This window comes from Brevundimonas nasdae (assembly GCF_019395145.1).
In the GTDB taxonomy this organism is placed as follows: Bacteria; Pseudomonadota; Alphaproteobacteria; order Caulobacterales; family Caulobacteraceae; genus Brevundimonas; species Brevundimonas nasdae.
Genome location: NZ_CP080034.1, coordinates 3,412,742 through 3,433,262, shown reverse-complemented (window position 1 = coordinate 3,433,262; position 20,521 = coordinate 3,412,742). Strand labels below are relative to the sequence as shown.

Genomic DNA, 20,521 nt, shown 5'->3' with positions numbered 1-20,521 from the left:
TTCGTCATCCGACCAGATAGGGCGCCGCATAACCGCCTTCCGCGCAGGACAGGCCGTGCACCCGGACGTCCGCCTCGCCCAGCCCCACGCCCAGCAGATCCATCAATGGGTTGAGCACAAGATCCAGCGCAGGCCCGATCGGGGACAGCAGCACGCCCAGCGCCTTGGTCAGTTCGCCCAGCGGCAGCGGGATCCCCAGGGCGACCGGCGTGATCTCCAGACGCTGCAACAGGGTCGAGGTCAGACCATTGGCCAATCCGCGCGCCTTGACCGTCTGCACGCGCTGATCGCGAATGTCGGCGGCCGAAAAATGCGCCGTGGTGAAGTTCTGATCCCCCACGTCGATATCGGCCTTGGCGTCCAACCGGACCAGCCCCAGAAGAGCATAGACAATAGTCGCGGGCTGGGGGTTCAGGTTGGACTTGAAATCCGCCAGCTTGGCCTCGTTGATGGAGCCGACCCAGGCGCGGGCCAGACCGGGTCGGACATCGACGTCCGCCGACTTGGCCGGGCGGCAGGTCAGGCCCTTCAGTTTGGCCTCCGACGGGGCCAGTTCGATCAGGATCGGCAGCTCCACCTGCGCCAGACCCGCCAGGACTTCCGTCGTCCGCGTGCGCAGATATAGACGCGTCTGGGCCGTGCGGATCACCGGATCGCCCTTGGCCGTGACCGTCAGCCAAGGCGAGTTATTGGGCCGCTCACCCACGGCCAGGCTGGTCTTCAGGTCGGCCAGGCCCAGCGGCGCGTCAATATTGAGCGCCATCTGACGGCCGCCGCCGCCGATCTCCAGCATGGCCATGATCAGGTCCAGCGCCGACACATCGGCGTTCAGGCCGTTGCGGATGCCCTCCGGCGCCTGGGCGTCGACGCCGATCAACTGGCCCATGTTCAGCTTCACCTTCGTCGTCGCGCTGGTCAGCTTGCCAACCGCCCCGCCGTCGCGGCCGCCCGCCAGGGTTTCGATCACCTTCAGCGCCTTTCCCGCCGTGACGTCGGTTTTGAGCAGGCTGTCATAGTCCCCTGCCCTGACGCCGACATTGGTGGCCAGAAGATCGGTGAACTGCAGCAGATTGATCTTCACATCGGCCAGGGCGCGATAGTCCATCAGGCTCAGCGAGACCTTGCTGCCGGTCAGGCCGCTCAGCAGCTGGTTGGCCAAACCGCCGTCCAGACTGGCCAGGCGCGAGCCGAGCGAGAACATGACCTTGGGCGCATCCGGCGCCGCCGCCGTGGCCTTGCGCGTCACCTCGACCGTGTCGCGCCCGAGCAGCAGGCGGCTGAAGAAGACGGGCGCGGCGGATGTCACCGTCACCCGCGCCGCATTCGCGCCCGACGCCCCCTGACTGAAGCGCGCCTCCGGCGCCAGGGCCCGGTTGGCCGTATAGACCCCGACCTTGACGTCGATGGCCATCGGGGCGTTCGCCTCCAGATTGTCTGTCGCCGTCGCCGACGCCGCCTGTGAGGCGTGGCTCAGATCCCGCGCCGCCGCCAGGGCCGCCAGATCCGCCGCCCCCTGCACACGCCGCGCATGCAGCACCATGGACCCCATGTCCACGGCGACCGCCGCGCACAGGCACAACAAGCCCCCGCCCACAGCCGCCATGACGGCGATCGCGCCCTTTTGGTCTGCAATGAAATGCCGGATCCGGGCCATCAGCTGTACCCTCCAACGCGAATGACCGCCTGGCGCTCGATGATCGTCGGCGGCAGGGGCAACATCGCGCCCAGAGCCATCATCGGATTGTCGCGGGCGTCATAGACGACGATGACCTGCATGCGCTGGGCGTCGCTGACGGTCCGCACAGTCGTCTTGGCGGGCTCCAGCGCTCCCATGCGCGCGACAGAGGTTGCGATCTCCGCCCGCGCCAGGGCTTCGCGCTCGCTGGCGTCCAAGCCGCCGATCGCCGCCCGCGCGCCCTCGGACGCCAGGCTCTGGACCGACTGGGCCATCAGAAACCAACTGCCATAGACGACGATGGCGATCATCAGCACCACCATGATCGGCCCGACCAAGGCGAACTCAACCGCGGCGCTGCCGCCATCCGCACGCACGAAACTCGACTTCACTGGCGCCGACTGCATCACCGCCTCCATACACACGCATAAAGAGTATTCCAAGCAGCTTAAGAAGATATTACATCTATAGGTAGCAATTGCAGCGACGAAAAATCCACCCGTACGACGAAGTCATCGATCAACTATCGAATGGCAAGTACAAGAATTTCCTAGTACTTTTGTTAAAAAAACGGTGCAGTTGACACAGCCAACTGCACCGTCACATTATAGTAGATGCTTATCTGAAAGCTGATCGATCTACCAATTTCATAGGGCGCGTTGAGAATTTCGTTGCCCTGTCATAATCGGCAAGGCCACCCGATCCGCCAAAGACCGAGCTTCTAACGCTAATGGGTGGCTCGCTCTCTCCAATAAGGACGCCAACTCTGCGTACATCTGGAGCGCATAAGTTTCGACGGCACGTTGATTGAGGGCACTTCCCATCTCACTCTCCGATCACCAAACTTCGCGTACAGATTGAGACAAATTGGTAAATGCAATTAATAAGATACGGTAGGTAATTTTACCTGTACAGTCCACGCATTAAATCACGAATATAGGCACCCACAGAAAGCACAGACGCAAGATCAACCGAATCTTCGTAGCAAATAAATACATCACTCAAGCCCATTAATCAGGATTTTTCTCGCGAAACTTGATCTATACACACCCATTAAACCACGCACAGTGCGTAAATATTCGAAATTGTTCGAACCGGAGTCTAATCAATGCAGGACAATTCCGTAGAAACACACATCAGAAATGCACTTTTTAACTTAGCCGCCTTGGCAAAGAACTCTGGACTTCCCATTGCTGAGGACCTTGCAGCGCTAGCCGAAAAGATAAGAACAGGCCCCTTGGGCAACGCCTAAATTAACGACCGGCCGGTGGCGCTACGAAACACCCCGGCATGAAAACATCACGTCCAGCGAGAGACTGTCGCCCTCCACACGTCCTCTGCTATCAGCGCCAGGATCGGCGGATCACACGCCGACCGTCTGGAGAGACTCGATGCGTGTTGCGATGATCGGCACGGGCTATGTCGGCCTGGTGTCAGGGGCCTGTTTTGCCGATTTCGGTCATGTGGTGACCTGTATCGACAAGGACCCGTCCAAGATCGAGCGGCTGAACGGCGGCGAGATTCCGATCTATGAGCCGGGCCTGGATGATCTGGTCGCGACGAACGTGCGCGAAGGGCGGCTGTCCTTCACCCTGGACGGCGCCGAGGCCATCCGCAACGCCGACGCCGTCTTCATCGCCGTGGGCACCCCGACCCGTCGCGGCGACGGCCATGCGGACCTGTCCTACGTCTATGCCGCCGCCGAAGAGATCGCGGGCCTGATCGAAGGCTTCACCGTGGTGGTGACCAAGTCCACCGTCCCGGTCGGTACCGGCGACGAGGTCGAGGCCATCATCCGAAAGGCCAATCCGAACGCCGACTTCGCCGTGGTGTCGAACCCGGAGTTCCTGCGCGAAGGCGCCGCCATCGGCGACTTCAAACGCCCCGACCGGGTGGTGATCGGCGTCAACGACATCGACAACGACGTGGGCCAGCGCGCCCGGACGGTGATGGGCGAACTGTACCGCCCGCTGAACCTGAACGAGAGCCCGCTTCTGTTCGTCGGCCGCCGCACCTCCGAACTGATCAAATACGCCGCCAACGCCTTCCTGGCGATGAAGATCACCTTCATCAACGAGATGGCCGACCTGTGCGAAGCCGTCGGCGCCGACGTGCAGCAAGTCGCGCGCGGCATCGGCCTGGACAAGCGGATCGGGTCCAAGTTCCTGCACGCCGGTCCGGGCTATGGCGGCTCCTGCTTCCCCAAGGACACCATCGCCCTGGTCCGCACGGCCCAGCAGTATGGCGCCCCGGTCCGCCTGATCGAGACGACGGTCGAGGTCAACGACGCGCGCAAGAAAGCCATGGCCGGTCGTGTCGAGACGACCCTGGGCGACAGCGTCGCGGGCAAGACGGTCGCGCTCCTGGGCCTGACGTTCAAGCCCAACACCGACGACATGCGCGACGCGCCGAGCCTCGACATCGCCCCCGCCCTGATCGCCGCCGGGGCCAAGGTTCAGGCCTTTGACCCCGAAGGGATGCACGAAGCGGCCAAGCTGCTGGACGGCGTAGAGATGAAGGCCAACGCCTACGACGCCGTCACCGGCGCCGACGCCGTGGTCATCGTCACCGAATGGGATCAGTTCCGCGCCCTGGACCTGGACCGGGTCAAGGGGCTGATGAACCAGCCGGTGCTGGTGGATCTGAGGAACGTCTATCGCTCCGAGGACATGCTCAAGCGCGGGTTCAAATACTCCAGCATTGGACGCGGCTGATGCAAACACCGATCATCGTCACCGGCGCCGCCGGCTTCATCGGCATGCATACGGCCGAGCGCCTGCTCGACCGGGGCGAGACCGTGATCGGCGTCGATGTCTTCAACGACTATTACGACCCGGCGCTGAAAGAGGCCCGCGCCGCACGGCTGGAAGGCCGCGAGGGCTTCCGCATGGTCCGCGCCGACATCGCTGATCATGAGCAGATGAAGGCCCTGGTCGCCGACAGCGGCGCCGAGCGGATCGTGCATCTGGCCGCCCAAGCCGGCGTTCGCTACTCGATCGAGAACCCCTTCGCCTATGAGCGCTCCAACCTGGCGGGCCATCTGTCCATGCTGGAGGCTGCGCGCCACAACGGCGTGAAACATCTGGTCTATGCCTCGTCCAGTTCGGTCTATGGCGACCGGCCCTTGGAAGGCGCGGGCTTCCGCGAAGACGACCCGACGGTCGATCCCGTCTCGCTGTACGCCGCCACCAAACGCTCGTGCGAACTGCTGAGTCAAAGCTACGCCAAGCTGTACGGCTTCCCTCAGTCGGGCCTGCGCTTCTTCACCGTCTATGGCCCCTGGGGCCGCCCGGACATGGCCTACTTCAGCTTCACCCGGAAGATCGCGCGCGGCGAACCGATCGAGGTCTATGGCGAGGGCAGGATGGCCCGCGACTTCACCTATATCGACGACATCGTGGACGGCATCGTCGGCGTGCTGGACAACCCGCCGCCGCAAGGATCGCACGAGGTCTATAATATCGGCGACAGCCAGCCCGTCGGCCTGATGGAGATGATCTCCACCCTGGAAGACGCCCTAGGCGCCCAGGCGCAGAAGATCATGCGCCCCATGCAGCCCGGCGACGTCACCGCCACCTACGCAGATGTCTCCAAACTGAACGCCCTGACCGGCTACAGGCCGAAGGTCCCGCTGAAGGATGGGCTGGAACAGTTCGTCAAATGGTGGCGGGGATACGAGAACGGCTGAAACCTGCTCAGCTTGCGGCGCCGCCCGCACCCAGTGAGGACGTGCGCCATCTCGATCAGGACGGTTCCTCGCTATGAGGCCAGGGCGCAAACCGCCAGATAGACCACAGCCGCGATAACGCCCCAGGCAGCAAAATTGCCGACAATCAGGACCGCCAACACCAATCGGGCCGACCACGACCTGATCGACTTTGGCGCTGGAGCCCAAAGCGGGGTTTCTCTCTCTGGACCTGTCACGCTCCCCCCCGAACATGGGTGACGGCCCGCGTTTCCGTTGGGAGGTCGGCGGACCGCCGCGTCGCGCAAGTCGAAACCGAACGACGTTCCAGGGTCATTGACGCCCCACCCTGAAGCAAGCGCCTAAGTTCGAAATTGACCCTATTTTACAATCAAGAGGCGAAGGACGAACTTCCGGTCGTTCGGTGGGCCATGCGCAAGCTGTCGACGTCTGCGAGGACGCCCGAGGCAGATTGCTCAACTCATGAGGTTAGGGGAATTACGCCGCCGGCGCATATTTCAGCTTAGAGCCGAAGTGGCGCGCCGCCCTGGATGAAGCCGAGAACTATTCCGCCATCGTCGGCTGGGCGGCCTGACATGTTTGATTTCGGGCCGTGCGCCAACCGGGGACATTCGAGCTAGCAAGATCGACATCCGCTCCTGATTCCAGGCGGCAGTTGGGAGTTCCGTCGTCAGACGACCGTCCGCCGCTAAAGCGTTCGGCGCTCACCGGGTCAACTGAACGAGGATATGATCCGATCAAGCTCAGCAGCGTCTATTCGCGTTTCCGCGAGGGTTGAGACAGCTGCATCAAACATAAGTCGGTTCCCGATCCGGATCGCGAGCTTCGCCCGAGTGACCTGAATGGGAACGTTGTGCAGGAGCTGCTTCGGGATCACTACCGATGCGGCCTCACGTAGCAGCGCCTCTTTTTCGTCAGCATCCGCGGCGTGGTCCGCGGCTTCCATCAGGGCGTCGATCAGTAGTCCTGGACTTTCGTCGCTGGCGAGGTGCTCGCGTATGTATTCGGCGGCAGCACCCGGTTGTCCTCGGGCGATGAGAAGCTCGGCGTGAGCCGTTGCGAGGAACATGCGCATTGATCGGTTCAGATCCGCGTTCTCACACTGTCTAACCACCCGTGCCGCAAGATCGAGCCGGTTCTCCCGACGATGGATCCGAACGAGGGCCAATGCAGCGCGTGCATTCCCGTGGTTGGCGTCGAATAGGGGCTCTAGCAGATCGCGCGCTTTCGCATCCTGCCGGTTGCGCTCGAGGTTCGCGCCAAGCGAAGTCGCAATGGCCACATTGTGTGGGAACGCTTCGTGACCCTGCTCCAAGGTCTTAATGGCGCCGGTCAGATCACCGAACTGCTGAAGCGCCCGGGCGAGATAGGTCACCACGAAAGGATCATCTGCATTCTTGCTGGCTAGAGCAGAAAATATGGCAATCGCTGCCTCGTAGTGGTGCAGTCCCAATTCCGCAGACAGCAACTCCTTGAACGAGTCGCTATCCATTCAGGCTGATGACCAAGCTATGTATCTCCGTCCGATGGGTATGGCCTTCATGGGTGGTGAGCGCGATTCGAAGCTGTCGCTTGAGGGCGGAGCGGAATTCTTCTGGGACATGCTGATCCGTCCCCTTCAACAAGGCTCGTGAGATGCTGTCGCCCGAAGAGTTTACCGTCGGGAACCGACCCTATCAAGCACCCGGGAAGGAAACTCTACGTTTGTCGAAATGTTTTGCATGAACTCCGCCTTGATCAGGCGACGCAGCTGATTGGCGCGGTCTGCCGGGATTTCGCGAGCGATGACGTCCTGATTATCCAGGATCTCTACCGCTTTCCGCAAAGCGAGCGGCACCACCATGCCTGGGTTCCGACCCTCCTCTGCGAGGCCTTGAAGAGCATCGGCTTTGGACAGGTCATCATGGATAGTCAGGCGTCTCGCAGCGGTAATCAGTGGTTCAATCTCCGAGCCAGCCACTTTGTAGGGGGTTCGGACACAGCTAGTTCGCATGAACCGGCCTATCAATGAGGATGGTACGCCTTGGCAGCCCGATCCCAGTACGCCACCGTCAGAACGAACCTAGCTCGAACGCCTTCGCTCACCCCCACGGCCTGTTTCCATTCCCGCTTTTCCCTCTTTCAAATGCTACGGACGTCAGGCCCTCAGCCGAATGCCGGAGCCGCCACTCGAGTCAGGAGGGATAAAAATTACGCCAGCGTCTTCTAGGGTCTGCTGTACCTTATCCAGTGTCCGAGACTGCATGTCTCCACGGCCGGACTCGAAGCGTTGGATGGTCGAAGGCGCGACACCCGCCGCTGCAGCGAGATCTCTCACGCCCATTCCAACTGCGGTTCGCGCGAGCTTGACCTGTAGCGGGTTAATTGTCGGCACAGCGCGCTCCCATATGAGTACACCGTGTTGACTTTATCGGGTCGGTGTGATCATCTTCGCGCACCTTGTGCCGAAACGCTAGCCGAATCGCTCCGGCGGCAGGTTTGTGGGCGCTACGGAGAAACCGCGTGCCCCATCGCAGAGGCATTGTATTTCGGCAGCGAAAGTTGCGGCGGTGGCCTCCAGAGCGCCGCCTCGCAATCGCCCTCGCCCTTAACGCCCGAGGCTTCCACGCGATGGCTTGGGCCGACGACGACCGCGTCAGCGCTCAGTCCGGCTACCATTCCGCCATCGCCATCGAACTGGGCCTCAAAGCCTACCTGCTTCATCGCGGGCTCTCCGATGACTGGAACCGCGCCTACCTCCGTCACGATCTGACCAAGGCGCTTCGGTGCGCCCGGATGTTGGGGTTTCGAGGCATCCCGGATGGCATCGCCGAACTGGCCGACGTGCTGGGAACGCTCTATGGCTCCGGCGCCCTGCGATCCGGTATGTGCAATCCGGAACTGCCGCTACCGCCCGACGCGATCGACCAAGCCATCTGCGACCTCCTCAGCGCGGTGGAGGCCGCCATCGGAGTAGAATGTGAGGCGAGCCAATGAGGCGCTGGCCGTCGGTGCTACGGCGGCGGCCCCGTCGATCAGCCGAAGAACCCCAGCGCCGGATTTTCGTCCGAGCGATCCGCCGACTGCCACGCGCCTGTCGCGACGTCTTCGTTATGCATCGCTTTGCAGGAATGTCCCTGGACGAGATCTCCGATCAGCTGCGCATTGACCAGCAGGCGGTCGAAGCGCGTCTGGCCGAGGCGCTCGTAAAGCTGAGCCGAGCCGTCGATGAGGCGGGCGGTTGCGAGCCTTCTGAACGCTAATGAGGGTCTAGGGCAGGATAGGCTTTGCGCCGGCATTGTCTGACAAGCTTGGCCTTACTGACCCTCATTTTTGAGGTGAGGAGCAGCGCCGCCCGTCCGCTTCAACCCCGCTTCGCGCCCTGCGGGCTGCGGCAAGCGCCGCAGGCGTTGACCCGGTCGGCCGCCGCCGCCGAGGGCTAGGCGTGGTCGATGGATCGATCCGCTTTGCGAGAAAGCGGCGGCCGTAGTGTTACGAGGGTGAGGTTCCGAATATGCGCCTAGTTTTAGAGCGATCAGGGCGGCGGTTATGTACGTCCATGGGCGTAATGATGCGCCAGATCATGACGCTCTTCGACGAGTACCAATCCCGCGAGAACGCCAAGCACACGCTGCGAGCCATGAAGGAGAACGTCCGCCAGGGCTTCTGGAACGGCGCCCGACCGCCCATCGGCTACCGCATCGTCCCGGCCGAGCAGCGCGGGGCCAAGATCAAGAAGACTTTGGAGATCGACTCGCTCCAAGCCGAGATAGTCCGCACCATCTACCGCTGGGCGCTGACCGGCGACGGAGCGCAGGGGCCGATGGGTTTGAAGACCATCGCCACACGCCTGAACGATCAGAACGTCCGCACTCGCGACGGCGGGCGTTGGGGCATCAGCGCCGTCCACCAGATCCTGACCCGCACGACTTACATGGGCGAGCACCGGTTCAACACTCGCGACCACAAGACCAAGGCGCCGAAGCCTGAATCCGAGCACGCCATCATGGCCGTGCCCGCCATAGTGTCGAGGGCGGACCATGAGGCTGTCAGAGCGCGTCTCACGTCCCGGAACCCAAAGTGGACCCCGCCGCGCGTCTCCACCGGCCCGAACTTGCTGACGGGGATTTGCTTCTGCGGCGTGTGCGGCGGAGCCATGACCCTGAGAACGGGGAAGGGCAGCGCGGGCGGTCAGTATCGTTACTACGCCTGTTCGACCAAGACCCGTATGGGCGAGGCGGGCTGCAAGGGTCTCGCGGTGCCGATGCACAAGCTGGACGACGCCATCATCGATCACCTGGAATCCCGCTTGCTTGATCCGCATCGCCTTGCGGTCCTGATGGAACAGCTTCTGGATCGCCGGGAGGAATGGGCCAACCAGCGGCGCAGCCACATCGCGGAGATGCGCAAGCGCGCCACCGAGGCCGACGCCAAGCTCAATCGGCTTTACGAGGCTATCGAGAACGGTCTGCTGTCGCCAGACGACGCCTCGCTGAAGGATCGCGTCGCTGAACTTTCCAGCGTCCGCGATCAGGCCAGAGCAGATGCTGAGCGGATCAGCGCGTCCGTGGATCGGCTGGCGCCCACGATCACAACGGACGCCCTAAACCGATTTGCCAGCGCCGCGCGGCGCAAGCTGCGGGATCGCACCAGCGGCTATCGGCGGGATCACCTCCGAGCTCTGACCCAGCGGGTGGAGGTCATCAGCAAGACCGAGGCGCGCATTATCGGCTCACGAACCGAGCTTCTGCGGGCCTTGGCGTCTAGTGATGGTGGGAGTTACGCCGCCGCTGGCGGAGTTCTCGGTTTTAAACCGAAGTGGCGCACCCGACACGATTCGAACGTGTGGCCTTTGCCTTCGGAGGGCAACGCTCTATCCAGCTGAGCTACGGGTGCGTCTGCGGCGTGGGCCGAGATGACGCCGCTTACAGCAAGGCGCGGGCCGTCTCAATCCCGAATACGCCATAGATCGGGAGAGGATGAAGAATGCGGGGATGGATTATCGGCGCCTGTCTGTTGCTGACGGCCTGCGCAGGCGTGTCGGGGGATGCGGCTGGAACAGCGGACAGCCTGGACGCAGTGGCGCGCGACTATGTGGCGCTGACGCTGGAGATCGGCGAACGTGAACCGGGCTATGTCGATGCCTACTACGGCCCGCCGGAGTGGGAGGCGGCGGCTAAGGCCCATCCGCGCGCCCTGCACGAACTGAAAGCGGGAGCCGAGGCCTTGACGGCGCGACTGAACGCCCTGCCCGCGACCAACGCCGACCCAATGATGGTTCAGCGGCGCAAATATCTGCTGGCCCATGTAGCGGCGGCGGACGCGCGCCTGCGGATGCTGGGCGGCGAGAAGCTGAGCTTTGCAGATGAGGCCGAGGCCCTGTTCGGCGTGCGGCCCGTGCTGAAGCCGCTGAGCGACTATGATCCGGTTCTGGCGCGCATCGACGCCCTGATCCCCGGCGCGGGGTCGCTGACGGATCGGGTGACGGCGTTCAAATCACACTATGTCATCCCCAAGGACCGGCTGCAGGTGGTGATGGACGCCGCCATCGCCGAATGCCGCAAGCGGACCCTGGCGCATATTCCCCTGCCCGCGAACGAGAGCTTCACCCTGGCCTTCGTCGGCGACAAGCCGTGGTCGGGCTATAATTATTATCAGGGCGATGCGGCGTCCAAGATCGAGATCAACGCCGACTTCCCGATCTATACCGAACGGGCCATCGATCTGGGCTGCCACGAGGGCTACCCCGGCCACCACGTCTATAACGCCCTGCTGGAACAGACCTTCGTGCGCCAGCGCGGCTGGGTGGAGATGAGCGTCTATCCGCTGTTCAGCCCGATGTCCTTCGTCGCCGAAGGCAGCGCCAACTATGGAATCGACCTGGCCTTCCCCGGCCATGAAGGCGTCGATTTCGAAAAGAGCGTCCTGTTCCCGCTGGCGGGTCTGGACCCGTCGACGGCGGAGAAGAAGGCGGAGCTGATGGGCCTGACGCGCGAACTGGCGCAGGCGGAATACACCATCGCCGACGATTATCTGTCGGGCCGGGTGGGGCGTGACGAGACGATCGCGCGGCTGGCCAAATACACCCTGACCGAGCCCGCCAAGGCGGCGCAGAGGCTGCGGTTCATCGACACCTACCGCAGCTACATCATCAACTACGGCCTTGGCCGCGACACGGTCCAGGCCTGGGTGGAGCGGCAGGGGCCGGATCACTGGGCGGGGATGCGGACCCTGTTGTCCAGCCAGATCCTGCCGGTGGATCTGGCTGAGTAGCTTCTTTCGTCATTCCGGGCGAAGCGCAGCGAAGACCCGGAACCCAGCGGCGCCGAAGGCGAAGTAGAGAAGTCGCAAACACTAACCGCAGAGTCCGCGACAGTTTCCCGCTCTCGCGGGCCGCTGGGTCCCCCGGTCTACGCCGCAAGCGGCTTGGCGGGGGATGACGATGATTGTGGGCTATTGCGCGGTCATGCCGCCGTCGATCTTGAACTCGGATCCGGTGACGAACTTGGATTCATCAGACGCCAGATAGAGGACGCAGTAGGCGACATCGTCCGGCTCGCCGATCCGCTTTAAAGGAATGCCGCGCGCCAGACGTTCCGCCGCCTTGGCCTCGTCGCCGCCCGCCATGGCGATGAAGGGATCCAGGATCGGGGTCTTGATGAAGACGGGGTGGACCGAGTTGCAGCGCACGTTCCAGTCGGCCTTGGCCGCCTCCAGCGCCAGGGTCTTGGTGTACATCCACACACCCGCCTTGGTGGCGTTATAGGCGCCCATGCCCGGCGCCGCCGCCAGACCGGCGATGGACGAAATATTGATGATGGAGGCCGGGGCCGCCGCGCGCAGATGGGGCATGGCGTATTTGGCGCCCAGCATGATGGAGCGCAGGTTGATCTCGTACTGGCGCTGCCAGTTCTCGACCGTGTCCTGCTCCACCAGGGCCAGCGGGCCGCCGATGCCTGCATTGTTCACCAGCACCGACAGACCGCCCAGATCGGCGGCCACAGCCTCGATGACGCGGGTCCAGTCATCCTCGCTGGCCACATCATGAGCATAGGCGAAGGCGGCGCCGGGGATTTCGGCGTTGATGCGGTCGGCCAGGGCGGCGGCGCGGCCGCCGTCGATGTCGGAGACGGCCACCGTCGCGCCCTCGCGCGCCAGCATGAAGGCCATGGCCTCGCCCAGACCGCCAGCCGCGCCGGTGATCAGGGCCTTCTTGCCGGACACCCGGCCGGGACGTGTCACGCTCATGCTTTTGCTCCCAGGCTGGCGGCGGCTTCGTCGATGAAACGGGCCAGAGCCACGTCCTTTTCCGTCACGCCGTCGGCGTCATGGGTCGTCAGCAGAATCTCGACACGGTCATAGACGTTCGACCATTCCGGATGATGGTCCATCTTGTCCGCCAGCAGGGCCACGCGGGTCATGAAGCCGAAGGCGGCGTTGAAGTCGGCGAACCTCAGGCTGCGGGTGATGGCGGGGCGATCCCCGTCCGCGGCGGTCCATGCGGGCAGCGCCTTCAACGCCTCCGCAACATCCAGTCGAGCGTCAGTCATCAGGTTTCCTCTTTTTCTTTGGCCTAAGGCGCCCGAGGAAGCGCGGCAAGCGCCCTGAACTTCATCCGCAACCCGCCTGATCGGGTGACGGCGGCGCGGCGACGCGCTAGACCGTCGCCCATGACAGACGCCCCTTCGCACGGCCCGCATTCGTCGGGTGATCGTTCCTCGTTCGGCTTCCGCGACGTCGATGCGCGCGAGAAGGTGAAGATGGTGCGCGGGGTCTTTGATTCCGTGGCCTCGAACTACGACGTCATGAACGACCTGATGAGCGTGGGCGTCCACCGCATCTGGAAGGACATCGCCGCCAACAAGCTGAACCCGCGCCCCGGAGAAACCATTCTGGACGTGGCGGGCGGCACCGGCGACATGGCCCGGCGCTATTCCAAGATGGCGCGCGCGGCCCAGGAACGGCGCGGCGGCGAAGACGCCAGCGTCATCGTCATGGACTACAACGCCGAGATGATCCTGGCGGGCGTGCACAAGGGCGGCGAGCCGGAGATGAGTTGGTCGGTCGGCGACGCCATGAACCTGCCCCTGCCGGACGCCTCGGTCGACGCCTATTCAATCAGCTTCGGCATCCGCAACGTGGCCCATATCGACAAGGCCCTGTCAGAGGCGCGGCGTGTGCTGAAGCCGGGCGGTCGGTTCCTGTGCCTGGAGTTTTCGCGCCCCACGACCGGCCCGATCCGCAAGGTCTATGACGCCTGGTCCTTCCACGCCATTCCGCGCATCGGCGGCTGGGTCGCCAAGGATCGCGACAGTTATCAATATCTGGTCGAGAGCATCCGTCGCTTCCCCGACCAGCAGGCGTTCAAGGGTCTGATCGAGGACGCCGGGTTCCGCCGCGTCTCGGTGACCAATCTGTCGGGCGGGATCGCCGCCATCCATCACGGGTGGGCGATCTGACCAGCCGGATCTATCGCACGGCCCCGCCGCCGCCCGCCGCCGTGGCGGTGCAGAACCCGGTTGCGGCATCCTTACGCCTGCTGGGCTGGCTGTGGGTGCTGGTGCGCCATGACGCCCTGGTGCCGCGCGAAGTCACGCCCCTGCTGCCCGCCTGGACCCGGCCCTTCGCCCGGTTCGTCCAGATGTTTTCGGGCCGCGCAGGTCGTCAGGGCCGCCCCGGTCAGCGTCTGGGCAAGGCGTTCGAGCATCTGGGGCCGGTGGCGATCAAGCTGGGTCAGGTTCTGGCCACCCGCGCCGACATCTTCGGCCTGGAGTTCGCCCGCGATCTGGGCCGTCTTAAGGACGCCCTGCCGCCCTTCCCCGAAGACGAGGCCCGTCGCGAAATCGAAAAGTCGCTGGGTCGTCCGGTCGAGAGCCTGTTCACCGATCTGGGACCGGCGGTCGCCGCCGCCTCTCTGGCTCAGGCTCACCGCGCCACCTTGGCCGATGGACGCGCCGTGGCGGTCAAGGTGCTGCGTCCCGGCGTTGAGCGCCGCGTGGCCAATGGGCTGGATTCCATGCGTCTGGGCGCGGCCTTGGTGTGGAAGCTGGTTCCCCTGTCACGCCGTCTGGAGCCGCAGGCCTTCGTCGAGACCATCGCCAACTCGCTGGATCTGGAACTGGACATGCGCCTGGAGGCCGCCGCCGCCAGCGAAATGGCCGAGGTCATGGCCAAGGACAGCTACATGTCCGCGCCCGCCGTCATCTGGGACGGGGTGGGCAAGCGGGTGCTGACGCTGGAATGGGCGCCGGGCGTGCCGATGACCGATCCCGCCCTGCTGGAGCTGCCGGGCATCGACAAGGATCTGCTGGCCGACAATGTGGTGCGCGCCTTTCTGGTTCAGGCGCTGGACCACGGCGCCTTCCACGCCGACCTGCACGAAGGCAATCTGTTCGCCAGCGCGCCCGCGCACCTGACCGCCATCGACTTCGGCATCGTCGGGCGGCTGGGACCGGCCGAGCGGCGCTATCTGGCGGAAATTCTGTGGGGCTTCATCAGCCGCGACTACGACCGGATCGCCCGGGTGCATTTCGAGGCGGGCTATGTCCCCGCCCATCATTCGGTCGAAACCTTCGCCCAGGCCCTGCGCGCCGTCGGCGAGCCGGTGATCGGCCGCGCCGCCAGCCAGGTGTCGATGGGCCGCCTCTTGGGCCAGTTGTTCGAGATCACCGCCCTGTTCGACATGAGCCTGCGGCCCGAACTGATCCTGCTGCAGAAGACCATGGTCTCGGTCGAAGGGGTGGCGCGTCGCCTGAACCCCGACCACGACCTGTGGGCCGCCGCCAAACCTGTCGTGGAGCGCTGGATCAAGCGTGAACTGGGCCCCCAGGCCCAGGCCAAGGACGCCCTGAACGAAGTGATCTCGGCCGCCCGCGCCATCTCGCGTCTGGTGCAGGAACCACCGCGTCCGACGACCGTGGTCATCGAAAAGTCGGGAACCCCGGCTTGGCTCGTGGCTTCTGTCACGGTCGCGGTCATCGCCGCCCTGACGTCCCTGGGCCTTTCGCTCTGGCCCTATCTGCACTGACCGGAGCCTTCACATGAAGACGACCCTGCCTCTGGCGGCCCTCGGCGCCGCCCTGCTGCTGTCCCCCGTCTCCGCCTCCGCGCAGGTCGCGGCTGGAACTGTGCCCAACAGCTTCGACCGCCCCGCCCAAGCCCAAACCCAGCCTGCGCGCCCGGCGCCCGCCCCATCCGCCCCGTCAGCCGCGGCGCCAGACATCGCCCGCGCCGAAGAAGCCCTGCGTAGCGTCATCACGGCGGCCCAGGGACCGGGCTTCGACTACGCCGTCTTCACCGACAATCTGGCCACCCAGATCCGCCAGCAGGCCGACCAGGTTGCGCCCCTGTTGAAGAGCTTCGGCGCCGTGAAGACCGTCGAATATCTGCGTCAGGAAGGCGAGGCCCAGTTGTTCAAGGTCACCTTCGACAACCAGGTCACCGAATGGCTGATCGGCTTCGACAGCGACGACCACATCGCCGCGCTTCTGTTCCGCCCCGCCGAGGGCTGAACCGCCGAGATTCCGCTTTCATGCTGCGACGGAATGTCGCAACTTGAGCCGTTGAAGCGTGGGACGGGGGCGTCCTCAGCCTGAAGGTTCAAGATGAAACGCGTGATCGCCGGCCTGATCATCAGCCTGGGCCTGACGGCTGCTCCGTCCATCGGCGCCGCTGCGACCCCGGCGACTGATCCGCCACAGGATCAGGCCCCGACAACCCGGCCCTCCATCTTCATCAGCCCTTATGGCGAACCCTTCCTGTCACAGGCGGGCGAACCCTATCCGGTCGCGGCCTGGTTCGCCGGCGCCGACGCCGATCACGACGGTCGCCTGACCCCGGAGGAATTCGCCGCCGACGGACGGCGCTGGTTCGGCAGGCTGGACCAGAACGGCGACCAGATCATCGATCCCGCCGAGATCGCCGCCTATGAGCGGCTGATCGACGCCGCCTTCCTGCGTGTCGGGGCGCAATCGGGGCCAGGCGGGCGCGGCGGTCCCGGCGGCGGCGGTCGTCGCGGCGGCGGGCCGCGCCTGGGCATGGGCGAAGGCGGCGGCCAGGAGGATGAACCCTCGCGCATCCAGCCGCGCGAGCCGCGCGTCACCGCGGCGGCCGAATCCTCGGAACGCATGGCCCGCGCAGGTCTGCTGTCGGTGCCGCAGCCAGTGCGTTCGGCCGACCGCAACATGGATCAGAAGATCACCCTCCAGGAATGGACGGCGACCGGCGAACGCTGGTTCAGCCTGCTGGACACCAGGCATCAGGGCTATCTGACGCTGGAGGGTCTGCCGCAAACGGCGATCCAGAACGACGGCGGTCGTCGGGGACGTGAGCGCCGCTGACGCCTCAGTCGTCGCCGCTGGGACGGCCTCGCCCGCTCTTGATGGCGGATCGCGTGGTCTTGGCCTTCAGGCGTCGTTCCTTGGAGGCCTTGGTCGGGCGGGTCGGCACCCGATAGACCGGCTTGATCGAGGCCTCGTCCACCATGGCCTGAAGCCGTTCGATGGCGTCGGCGCGGTTTCGCTCCTGGGTGCGGTGGCGCACGGCGTTGATCAGGATCACCCCGTCCAGCGTCAGGCGACTGCCCGCCAGCTTCATCAGACGCGCCTTGACCGGCTCCGTCAGACTGGGCGAGTTCCTGGCGTCGAAGCGCATCTGCACGGCGGTCGACACCTTGTTGACGTTCTGACCGCCCGGCCCGCCCGCGCGATAGAAGCGGAACTCCAGCTCGTCCTCGGGGATGGTCGTCATGTCGTCGCCTTGCGCGCCTTGACCACCGCCTGATCCAGGGCTTGCAGGAAGCGCGAACGGTCGGCGGCGGAGAACGGCGGCGGGCCGGATGTGGCCACGCCCATCGAGCGCAGATGCTCGCCCACCATCCGTCCGGCCAGGGCTGATCCGATGGAGTCAGGGGTGAACGGCTGGCCGTTCGACTTCAGCGCCTGGGCGCCGGATTTCAGACAACGATCCGCCAACGGAATATCGGCGGTGATGACCACGTCGCCCACGCCCGCGCGTTCGGCGATCCAGTCATCGGCGATGTCAGGCCCGGCGTCCACGACCACCTGTTCGATCAGGGCCTCGCGCGGGACCTGCATCCAGCCGTTGGACACGACATAGGTCTTCAACCCGTAGCGGCGCGCCACGCGATAGACCTCTTCCTTCACCGGGCAGGCGTCAGCATCGATGTAGATAGTGGTTGGCATAGGCGTGACCTAGCGCGGCGCGATGCGATGCGACAGACCCAAAGAAAAAGGGCGGGACCACCGGCCCCGCCCTTTGCGTTCATCAGTTCCGATAGGCCGGCGGCATCGTCGTCGGCTGCAGGTAGCGGTCGCGCAGCAATAGCGGACGGCTGGTCAGTGGCTGTTCGACGCCGTTGACGAAGATCGCCGACGGCTGGCTGAGCGGCTCCAGCGGATCGCCTGACCAGATCACCACATCGCCCGCAGCGCCCGGCGCGATCTGGCCGAACTGTCCGGCCATGCCGAAGATCCTGGCCGGATTGACCGTCAGGGCGGCGATGGCTGCGCTGTAGGGCAGACCGTGCGACACGGCGTTGCCGGCGTTGTAGCGGGCCTCGCGCGCCCGGTGGGTCGAGCCTTCATTGCCCTTGATGGCGATGACCACGCCCGCCGCGTTCAGGGCCGCCGCATTCTCCATCCGCGCCGCCCGCACCTCAAAATCGCTGGGCAGGTTGGAGATGGGGTTCAGCAGAACCGGCACATTGGCCGCCGCGATCTCACCCGCGACCAGCCAGCCTTCCTCGGCACCGTCCAGGATGATCTTGATCCCCTCTTCGCGCGCCAGACGAAGAACCTGCTGGATGTCCGACGCCCGATGGACGGTGACGATCAGGGGTAGGGTGCCGTTGGCGACGGGGATCAGGGCCTCAAGATCAGCCCGCGACAGGCTGAGATTACGCAGGCCCGCCCGCTCATAGGCCGACTTGTTGCGGGCATAGAGGCGGACCTCCGACAGGGTCTCCTTGAACAGGACGAACTGGGCGCCGCGCGCGCCGCCCGCGACGGCGGCCCCGGCCTCACCGAACGGGGCGACCATGGCCACGCGCGGCTTGACCAGGATGTTGGAGCCCTGGCCCAGGTTGATGATGGCCGCCTGACCGGCGAACAGGCCCGGCGTCTGGAAGCCGCCGTCGCCTGCGCCCGCCGTGTCCTCTTCATGGACATGGCCGCCCGAGGATCCGGGGTGCTGGGGCACGACCACCGCGCGGGTGATGCCGCCCAGACGCGCCACCGGCAGGGTGAAGGACCAGGGGTCCAGCCCATAGGAGACGTCGAAGGCCGCGCTCAGCGTATTGGCGCTGTTCCTCAGGTCATTGGTGCCGCGCACCGATCCGACCTCGGTGCCGGCCAGACCGGAATCCACGGCGACGAAGCCCGGGGCGACGGTCTTGCCCGCCGCATTGATGACGCGCGCGCCCGCAGGCGCTGCGCCCGATCCGACCGAGACGATCTTGCCGTCACGCAGAACGACAGTGCCGCTTTCGATGACGGAGGTTCCGGTCAGGATGCGCCCGCCGACGATGGCGACGGTCTCCTGGGCGACCGCAGGCGCGGCCATCGACAGGGCGGCGACGGCGCCCGCGATCATGTGAGAGAGGCGCATCAGCGGGCTCCTACAGTGGCGTTGGCCGTGGTCAGGCCATAGCCCGGCTGGCCCAGCTCAAAATCGCTGGTCGGCTGATAGGCGGGATTGGCGCGGTCATAGGTCAGGGCGCCGTCGATGAAGACCTGATCGGCGCGGGCGTAGATCGAGAAGGGATCGGCGCTCCAGATCACGACGTCGGCGCGCAGGCCGGGCGTCAGCGACCCCGTCTGATCGGCGATGCCTATGGCCTTGGCCGCGTTGGAGGTGAACCAGCCGATGGCGTGTTCTTCCGAGATGTTCAGACCGGCGCGGCGACCGGCCGACAGGGCGGCGGCGGCCTCCTGGTTCAGACGCTGGGTCAGTTCCGGATCGTCGGAGTGGATGACGGCGCACGAACCCTGCTGGGCGTCCACCAGGGCGGCGTTCTCCTCGATGGCGTCCAGAGCCTCCATCTTGAAGCCCCACCAGCCGGTCCAGATGGCCGCGCAGATGCCGTTGGCAGCCAGTTGCGGCGCGATCTTGTAGGCTTCGGTCGCGTGGTGGAAGGTCGAGATGCGGTAGCCGAACTCATTGGCCATATCCATCATCATCGCCATTTCGTTGGCGCGGTAGCAGTGGTTCTGGATCAGGATCGAACCGTCCAGAACACCGGCCAGCGTCTCGTTCTGCAGGTTGCGGGTCGGCGGCGAGCCTTCGCCCGTCTCACGCCACTTGTCCCATTTGGCCTTGTATTCGCGCGCGGCGATGAAGGCGGCGCGATAGCCCGCCATATTGCCCATGGCGGTCGAGGGGCTCTGGTTGCGGGAACCATAGACGCGCGCCGGGTTCTCGCCGCAGGCCATCTTGACCGTATAGGGGGCGTTGGGGAACTTCAGACCCTGCATGGTGACCGAGGGCACATTGCGAATGGTCACGCCGCGACCGCCGAACAGGTTCGCCGATCCGGGCAGGATGTGCAGCGTGGTCACGCCACCCGCGCGGGCGGTGTTGAAACCGGGGTCCTGAGGCCAGATCGAATGTTCGGCCCAGACCTGTGCGGTGTTCGGGCTGGTGGCTTCGTTACCGTTGCTGAGGCCCTGAACGCCGGGCGACGGATAGACGCCCAGGTGGCTGTGCACGTCGATGACGCCGGGGGTGACATAGCGGCCGCGCGCATCAATGACGCGGTGTCCGGCGGGAACCGGGGTCTGGGCGTCGCCGACGGCGGCGACCTTGCCGTCCGTGACCACGACCACGCCGTTCTCGATCTTGCGATCCGTGCCGGTCAGGACGGTGGCGCCGACCACGGCGAAATTCTCGCGCGGCAGGGGCTGATAGGTCGAGGGATAGGGATTCAGCGTCGTCGCCGGGTCCAGTCCCGCGTCCAGGCTGCGATCTTTGGAGGGTTTAGCCGCACCGCCCGCCTCGGAGCTGGCCGTCCCCTGGCCGGTCGTGGCGCAGGCGCTCAGCGCCAACGCCGCACAAGCGACCGCCGCGAGGCTGGCGCCCCGCAGATGATGTCTGTTCATAAAAAGCCCCTTCTCCCACTCCGCACCCTGACAAAAGCAGATGCG

Annotated in this window: 20 protein-coding genes, 1 tRNA gene and 1 pseudogene; 10 read left to right on the top strand and 12 right to left on the bottom strand. The window is 65.0% G+C overall.

Annotated elements, in window-relative coordinates; all coding sequences use genetic code 11:
• Window positions 1-4: 4 nt before the first annotated feature.
• Together KWG56_RS16720 and KWG56_RS16715 are read right to left on the bottom strand one after the other, a co-directional pair.
• Window positions 5-1,654: a pilus assembly protein TadG-related protein gene (locus KWG56_RS16720; RefSeq protein ID WP_244999553.1), complete on the bottom strand. Its 1,650-nt coding sequence runs from the start codon at window positions 1,652-1,654 to the stop codon at window positions 5-7.
• Window positions 1,654-2,082 carry a TadE/TadG family type IV pilus assembly protein gene (locus KWG56_RS16715; protein WP_219353010.1) on the bottom strand — a complete coding sequence of 143 codons (429 nt, stop codon included), beginning with the start codon at window positions 2,080-2,082 and terminating at the stop codon, window positions 1,654-1,656. Before KWG56_RS16715 ends, KWG56_RS16720 begins: the two co-directional genes overlap by 1 nt.
• A 984-nt stretch (window positions 2,083-3,066) precedes the next feature.
• On the opposite strand from KWG56_RS16715, the gene KWG56_RS16710 reads away from it, so the two are divergent.
• Both KWG56_RS16710 and KWG56_RS16705 read left to right on the top strand, forming a co-directional pair.
• The gene (locus tag KWG56_RS16710; RefSeq protein WP_219353009.1) at window positions 3,067-4,389 is read left to right on the top strand and encodes a UDP-glucose dehydrogenase family protein; all 1,323 of its coding nucleotides are present in this window, start codon (window positions 3,067-3,069) and stop codon (window positions 4,387-4,389) included.
• Window positions 4,386-5,363 carry an SDR family NAD(P)-dependent oxidoreductase gene (locus KWG56_RS16705; protein ID WP_219355332.1) on the top strand — a complete coding sequence of 326 codons (978 nt, stop codon included), beginning with the start codon at window positions 4,386-4,388 and terminating at the stop codon, window positions 5,361-5,363. Before KWG56_RS16710 ends, KWG56_RS16705 begins: the two co-directional genes overlap by 4 nt.
• Window positions 5,364-6,093: 730 nt before the next feature.
• Here KWG56_RS16705 and KWG56_RS16700 read toward each other — a convergent pair.
• The 3 genes from KWG56_RS16700 to KWG56_RS16690 all read right to left on the bottom strand — a co-directional run bounded on the left by KWG56_RS16700 (window position 6,094) and on the right by KWG56_RS16690 (window position 7,755).
• The gene (locus KWG56_RS16700) at window positions 6,094-6,873 is read right to left on the bottom strand and encodes a tetratricopeptide repeat protein (protein ID WP_219353008.1); all 780 of its coding nucleotides are present in this window, start codon (window positions 6,871-6,873) and stop codon (window positions 6,094-6,096) included.
• A gap of 162 nt (window positions 6,874-7,035) precedes the next feature.
• The gene (locus KWG56_RS16695) at window positions 7,036-7,224 is read right to left on the bottom strand and encodes a hypothetical protein (protein ID WP_219353007.1); all 189 of its coding nucleotides are present in this window, start codon (window positions 7,222-7,224) and stop codon (window positions 7,036-7,038) included.
• A 294-nt stretch (window positions 7,225-7,518) separates the two neighbouring features.
• A complete protein-coding gene (locus KWG56_RS16690; RefSeq protein WP_219353006.1) occupies window positions 7,519-7,755 on the bottom strand; it encodes a helix-turn-helix domain-containing protein in 237 nt (78 codons plus the stop codon).
• A 236-nt stretch (window positions 7,756-7,991) separates the two neighbouring features.
• Between KWG56_RS16690 and KWG56_RS16685 the strand changes: the two genes are divergently transcribed.
• The 3 genes and pseudogenes from KWG56_RS16685 to KWG56_RS18855 form a co-directional block, all read left to right on the top strand.
• Complete coding sequence (locus KWG56_RS16685) at window positions 7,992-8,357, top strand: hypothetical protein (RefSeq protein ID WP_219353005.1); 366 nt, start codon at window positions 7,992-7,994, stop codon at window positions 8,355-8,357.
• Complete coding sequence (locus tag KWG56_RS19085; protein WP_219353004.1) at window positions 8,354-8,623, top strand: sigma factor-like helix-turn-helix DNA-binding protein; 270 nt, start codon at window positions 8,354-8,356, stop codon at window positions 8,621-8,623. The genes KWG56_RS16685 and KWG56_RS19085 overlap by 4 nt, the downstream gene beginning before the upstream one ends.
• A 251-nt stretch (window positions 8,624-8,874) precedes the next feature.
• Window positions 8,875-9,648, top strand: a pseudogene (locus KWG56_RS18855) (recombinase family protein); the annotation flags it as partial.
• 531 nt (window positions 9,649-10,179) lie between these two features.
• On the opposite strand, the gene KWG56_RS16670 reads toward KWG56_RS18855, so the two are convergent.
• A tRNA-Arg gene (locus tag KWG56_RS16670) sits at window positions 10,180-10,256 on the bottom strand.
• A gap of 90 nt (window positions 10,257-10,346) precedes the next feature.
• On the opposite strand from KWG56_RS16670, the gene KWG56_RS16665 reads away from it, so the two are divergent.
• Entirely contained in the window at window positions 10,347-11,633 is a 1,287-nt protein-coding gene (locus KWG56_RS16665) for a hypothetical protein (RefSeq protein ID WP_219353003.1), read from the top strand.
• Between the two features lie 180 nt (window positions 11,634-11,813).
• Here the strand turns inward: KWG56_RS16665 and KWG56_RS16660 are convergent, their stop codons facing one another.
• Window positions 11,814-12,608, bottom strand: a complete 795-nt coding sequence (locus KWG56_RS16660) for an SDR family oxidoreductase (RefSeq protein WP_219353002.1) — start codon at window positions 12,606-12,608, stop codon at window positions 11,814-11,816.
• Window positions 12,605-12,910: a 4a-hydroxytetrahydrobiopterin dehydratase gene (locus tag KWG56_RS16655; protein WP_219353001.1), complete on the bottom strand. Its 306-nt coding sequence runs from the start codon at window positions 12,908-12,910 to the stop codon at window positions 12,605-12,607. The genes KWG56_RS16660 and KWG56_RS16655 overlap by 4 nt, the downstream gene beginning before the upstream one ends.
• A gap of 120 nt (window positions 12,911-13,030) precedes the next feature.
• Here KWG56_RS16655 and KWG56_RS16650 point away from each other — a divergent pair, with 120 nt between their 5' ends.
• The 4 genes from KWG56_RS16650 to KWG56_RS16635 all read left to right on the top strand — a co-directional run bounded on the left by KWG56_RS16650 (window position 13,031) and on the right by KWG56_RS16635 (window position 16,699).
• Window positions 13,031-13,819, top strand: coding sequence for a class I SAM-dependent methyltransferase (locus KWG56_RS16650; RefSeq protein ID WP_201099796.1), 789 nt, complete (start codon window positions 13,031-13,033; stop codon window positions 13,817-13,819).
• On the top strand, window positions 13,807-15,387 hold the full coding sequence (gene ubiB, locus KWG56_RS16645; RefSeq protein ID WP_219353000.1) for a 2-polyprenylphenol 6-hydroxylase: 1,581 nt from the start codon (window positions 13,807-13,809) through the stop codon (window positions 15,385-15,387). Before KWG56_RS16650 ends, ubiB begins: the two co-directional genes overlap by 13 nt.
• A 13-nt stretch (window positions 15,388-15,400) precedes the next feature.
• The gene (locus tag KWG56_RS16640; protein WP_219352999.1) at window positions 15,401-15,871 is read left to right on the top strand and encodes a hypothetical protein; all 471 of its coding nucleotides are present in this window, start codon (window positions 15,401-15,403) and stop codon (window positions 15,869-15,871) included.
• A 93-nt stretch (window positions 15,872-15,964) separates the two neighbouring features.
• Window positions 15,965-16,699 (top strand): EF-hand domain-containing protein, encoded by a 735-nt coding sequence (locus tag KWG56_RS16635; RefSeq protein WP_219352998.1) that lies wholly within the window; start codon window positions 15,965-15,967, stop codon window positions 16,697-16,699.
• Between the two features lie 4 nt (window positions 16,700-16,703).
• Here KWG56_RS16635 and arfB read toward each other — a convergent pair whose 3' ends face one another.
• From arfB to KWG56_RS16615, 4 genes are all read right to left on the bottom strand, one after another.
• Window positions 16,704-17,108 carry an alternative ribosome rescue aminoacyl-tRNA hydrolase ArfB gene (arfB, locus tag KWG56_RS16630; RefSeq protein ID WP_219352997.1) on the bottom strand — a complete coding sequence of 135 codons (405 nt, stop codon included), beginning with the start codon at window positions 17,106-17,108 and terminating at the stop codon, window positions 16,704-16,706.
• A complete protein-coding gene (locus tag KWG56_RS16625) occupies window positions 17,105-17,563 on the bottom strand; it encodes a YaiI/YqxD family protein (protein ID WP_219352996.1) in 459 nt (152 codons plus the stop codon). The genes arfB and KWG56_RS16625 overlap by 4 nt, the downstream gene beginning before the upstream one ends.
• Window positions 17,564-17,645: 82 nt before the next feature.
• Complete coding sequence (locus tag KWG56_RS16620; RefSeq protein ID WP_219352995.1) at window positions 17,646-18,986, bottom strand: amidohydrolase family protein; 1,341 nt, start codon at window positions 18,984-18,986, stop codon at window positions 17,646-17,648.
• Window positions 18,986-20,476, bottom strand: coding sequence for an amidohydrolase (locus tag KWG56_RS16615; protein WP_219352994.1), 1,491 nt, complete (start codon window positions 20,474-20,476; stop codon window positions 18,986-18,988). Before KWG56_RS16615 ends, KWG56_RS16620 begins: the two co-directional genes overlap by 1 nt.
• Window positions 20,477-20,521: the final 45 nt, after the last annotated feature.

What these genes read in the sequence shown, in the direction of transcription:
- KWG56_RS16720 (WP_244999553.1), bottom strand. Translation starts at nt 1,654, where the DNA reads ATGGCCCGGATCCGGCATTTCATTGCAGACCAAAAGGGCGCGATCGCC.
- KWG56_RS16715 (WP_219353010.1), bottom strand. Translation starts at nt 2,082, where the DNA reads ATGCAGTCGGCGCCAGTGAAGTCGAGTTTCGTGCGTGCGGATGGCGGC.
- KWG56_RS16710 (WP_219353009.1), top strand. Translation starts at nt 3,067, where the DNA reads ATGCGTGTTGCGATGATCGGCACGGGCTATGTCGGCCTGGTGTCAGGG.
- KWG56_RS16700 (WP_219353008.1), bottom strand. Translation starts at nt 6,873, where the DNA reads ATGGATAGCGACTCGTTCAAGGAGTTGCTGTCTGCGGAATTGGGACTG.
- KWG56_RS16695 (WP_219353007.1), bottom strand. Translation starts at nt 7,224, where the DNA reads ATGGTGGTGCCGCTCGCTTTGCGGAAAGCGGTAGAGATCCTGGATAAT.
- KWG56_RS16685 (WP_219353005.1), top strand. Translation starts at nt 7,992, where the DNA reads ATGGCTTGGGCCGACGACGACCGCGTCAGCGCTCAGTCCGGCTACCAT.
- KWG56_RS19085 (WP_219353004.1), top strand. Translation starts at nt 8,354, where the DNA reads ATGAGGCGCTGGCCGTCGGTGCTACGGCGGCGGCCCCGTCGATCAGCC.
- KWG56_RS16665 (WP_219353003.1), top strand. Translation starts at nt 10,347, where the DNA reads ATGCGGGGATGGATTATCGGCGCCTGTCTGTTGCTGACGGCCTGCGCA.
- KWG56_RS16660 (WP_219353002.1), bottom strand. Translation starts at nt 12,608, where the DNA reads ATGAGCGTGACACGTCCCGGCCGGGTGTCCGGCAAGAAGGCCCTGATC.
- KWG56_RS16655 (WP_219353001.1), bottom strand. Translation starts at nt 12,910, where the DNA reads ATGACTGACGCTCGACTGGATGTTGCGGAGGCGTTGAAGGCGCTGCCC.
- KWG56_RS16650 (WP_201099796.1), top strand. Translation starts at nt 13,031, where the DNA reads ATGACAGACGCCCCTTCGCACGGCCCGCATTCGTCGGGTGATCGTTCC.
- KWG56_RS16640 (WP_219352999.1), top strand. Translation starts at nt 15,401, where the DNA reads ATGAAGACGACCCTGCCTCTGGCGGCCCTCGGCGCCGCCCTGCTGCTG.
- KWG56_RS16635 (WP_219352998.1), top strand. Translation starts at nt 15,965, where the DNA reads ATGAAACGCGTGATCGCCGGCCTGATCATCAGCCTGGGCCTGACGGCT.
- arfB (WP_219352997.1), bottom strand. Translation starts at nt 17,108, where the DNA reads ATGACGACCATCCCCGAGGACGAGCTGGAGTTCCGCTTCTATCGCGCG.
- KWG56_RS16625 (WP_219352996.1), bottom strand. Translation starts at nt 17,563, where the DNA reads ATGCCAACCACTATCTACATCGATGCTGACGCCTGCCCGGTGAAGGAA.
- KWG56_RS16620 (WP_219352995.1), bottom strand. Translation starts at nt 18,986, where the DNA reads ATGCGCCTCTCTCACATGATCGCGGGCGCCGTCGCCGCCCTGTCGATG.
- KWG56_RS16615 (WP_219352994.1), bottom strand. Translation starts at nt 20,476, where the DNA reads ATGAACAGACATCATCTGCGGGGCGCCAGCCTCGCGGCGGTCGCTTGT.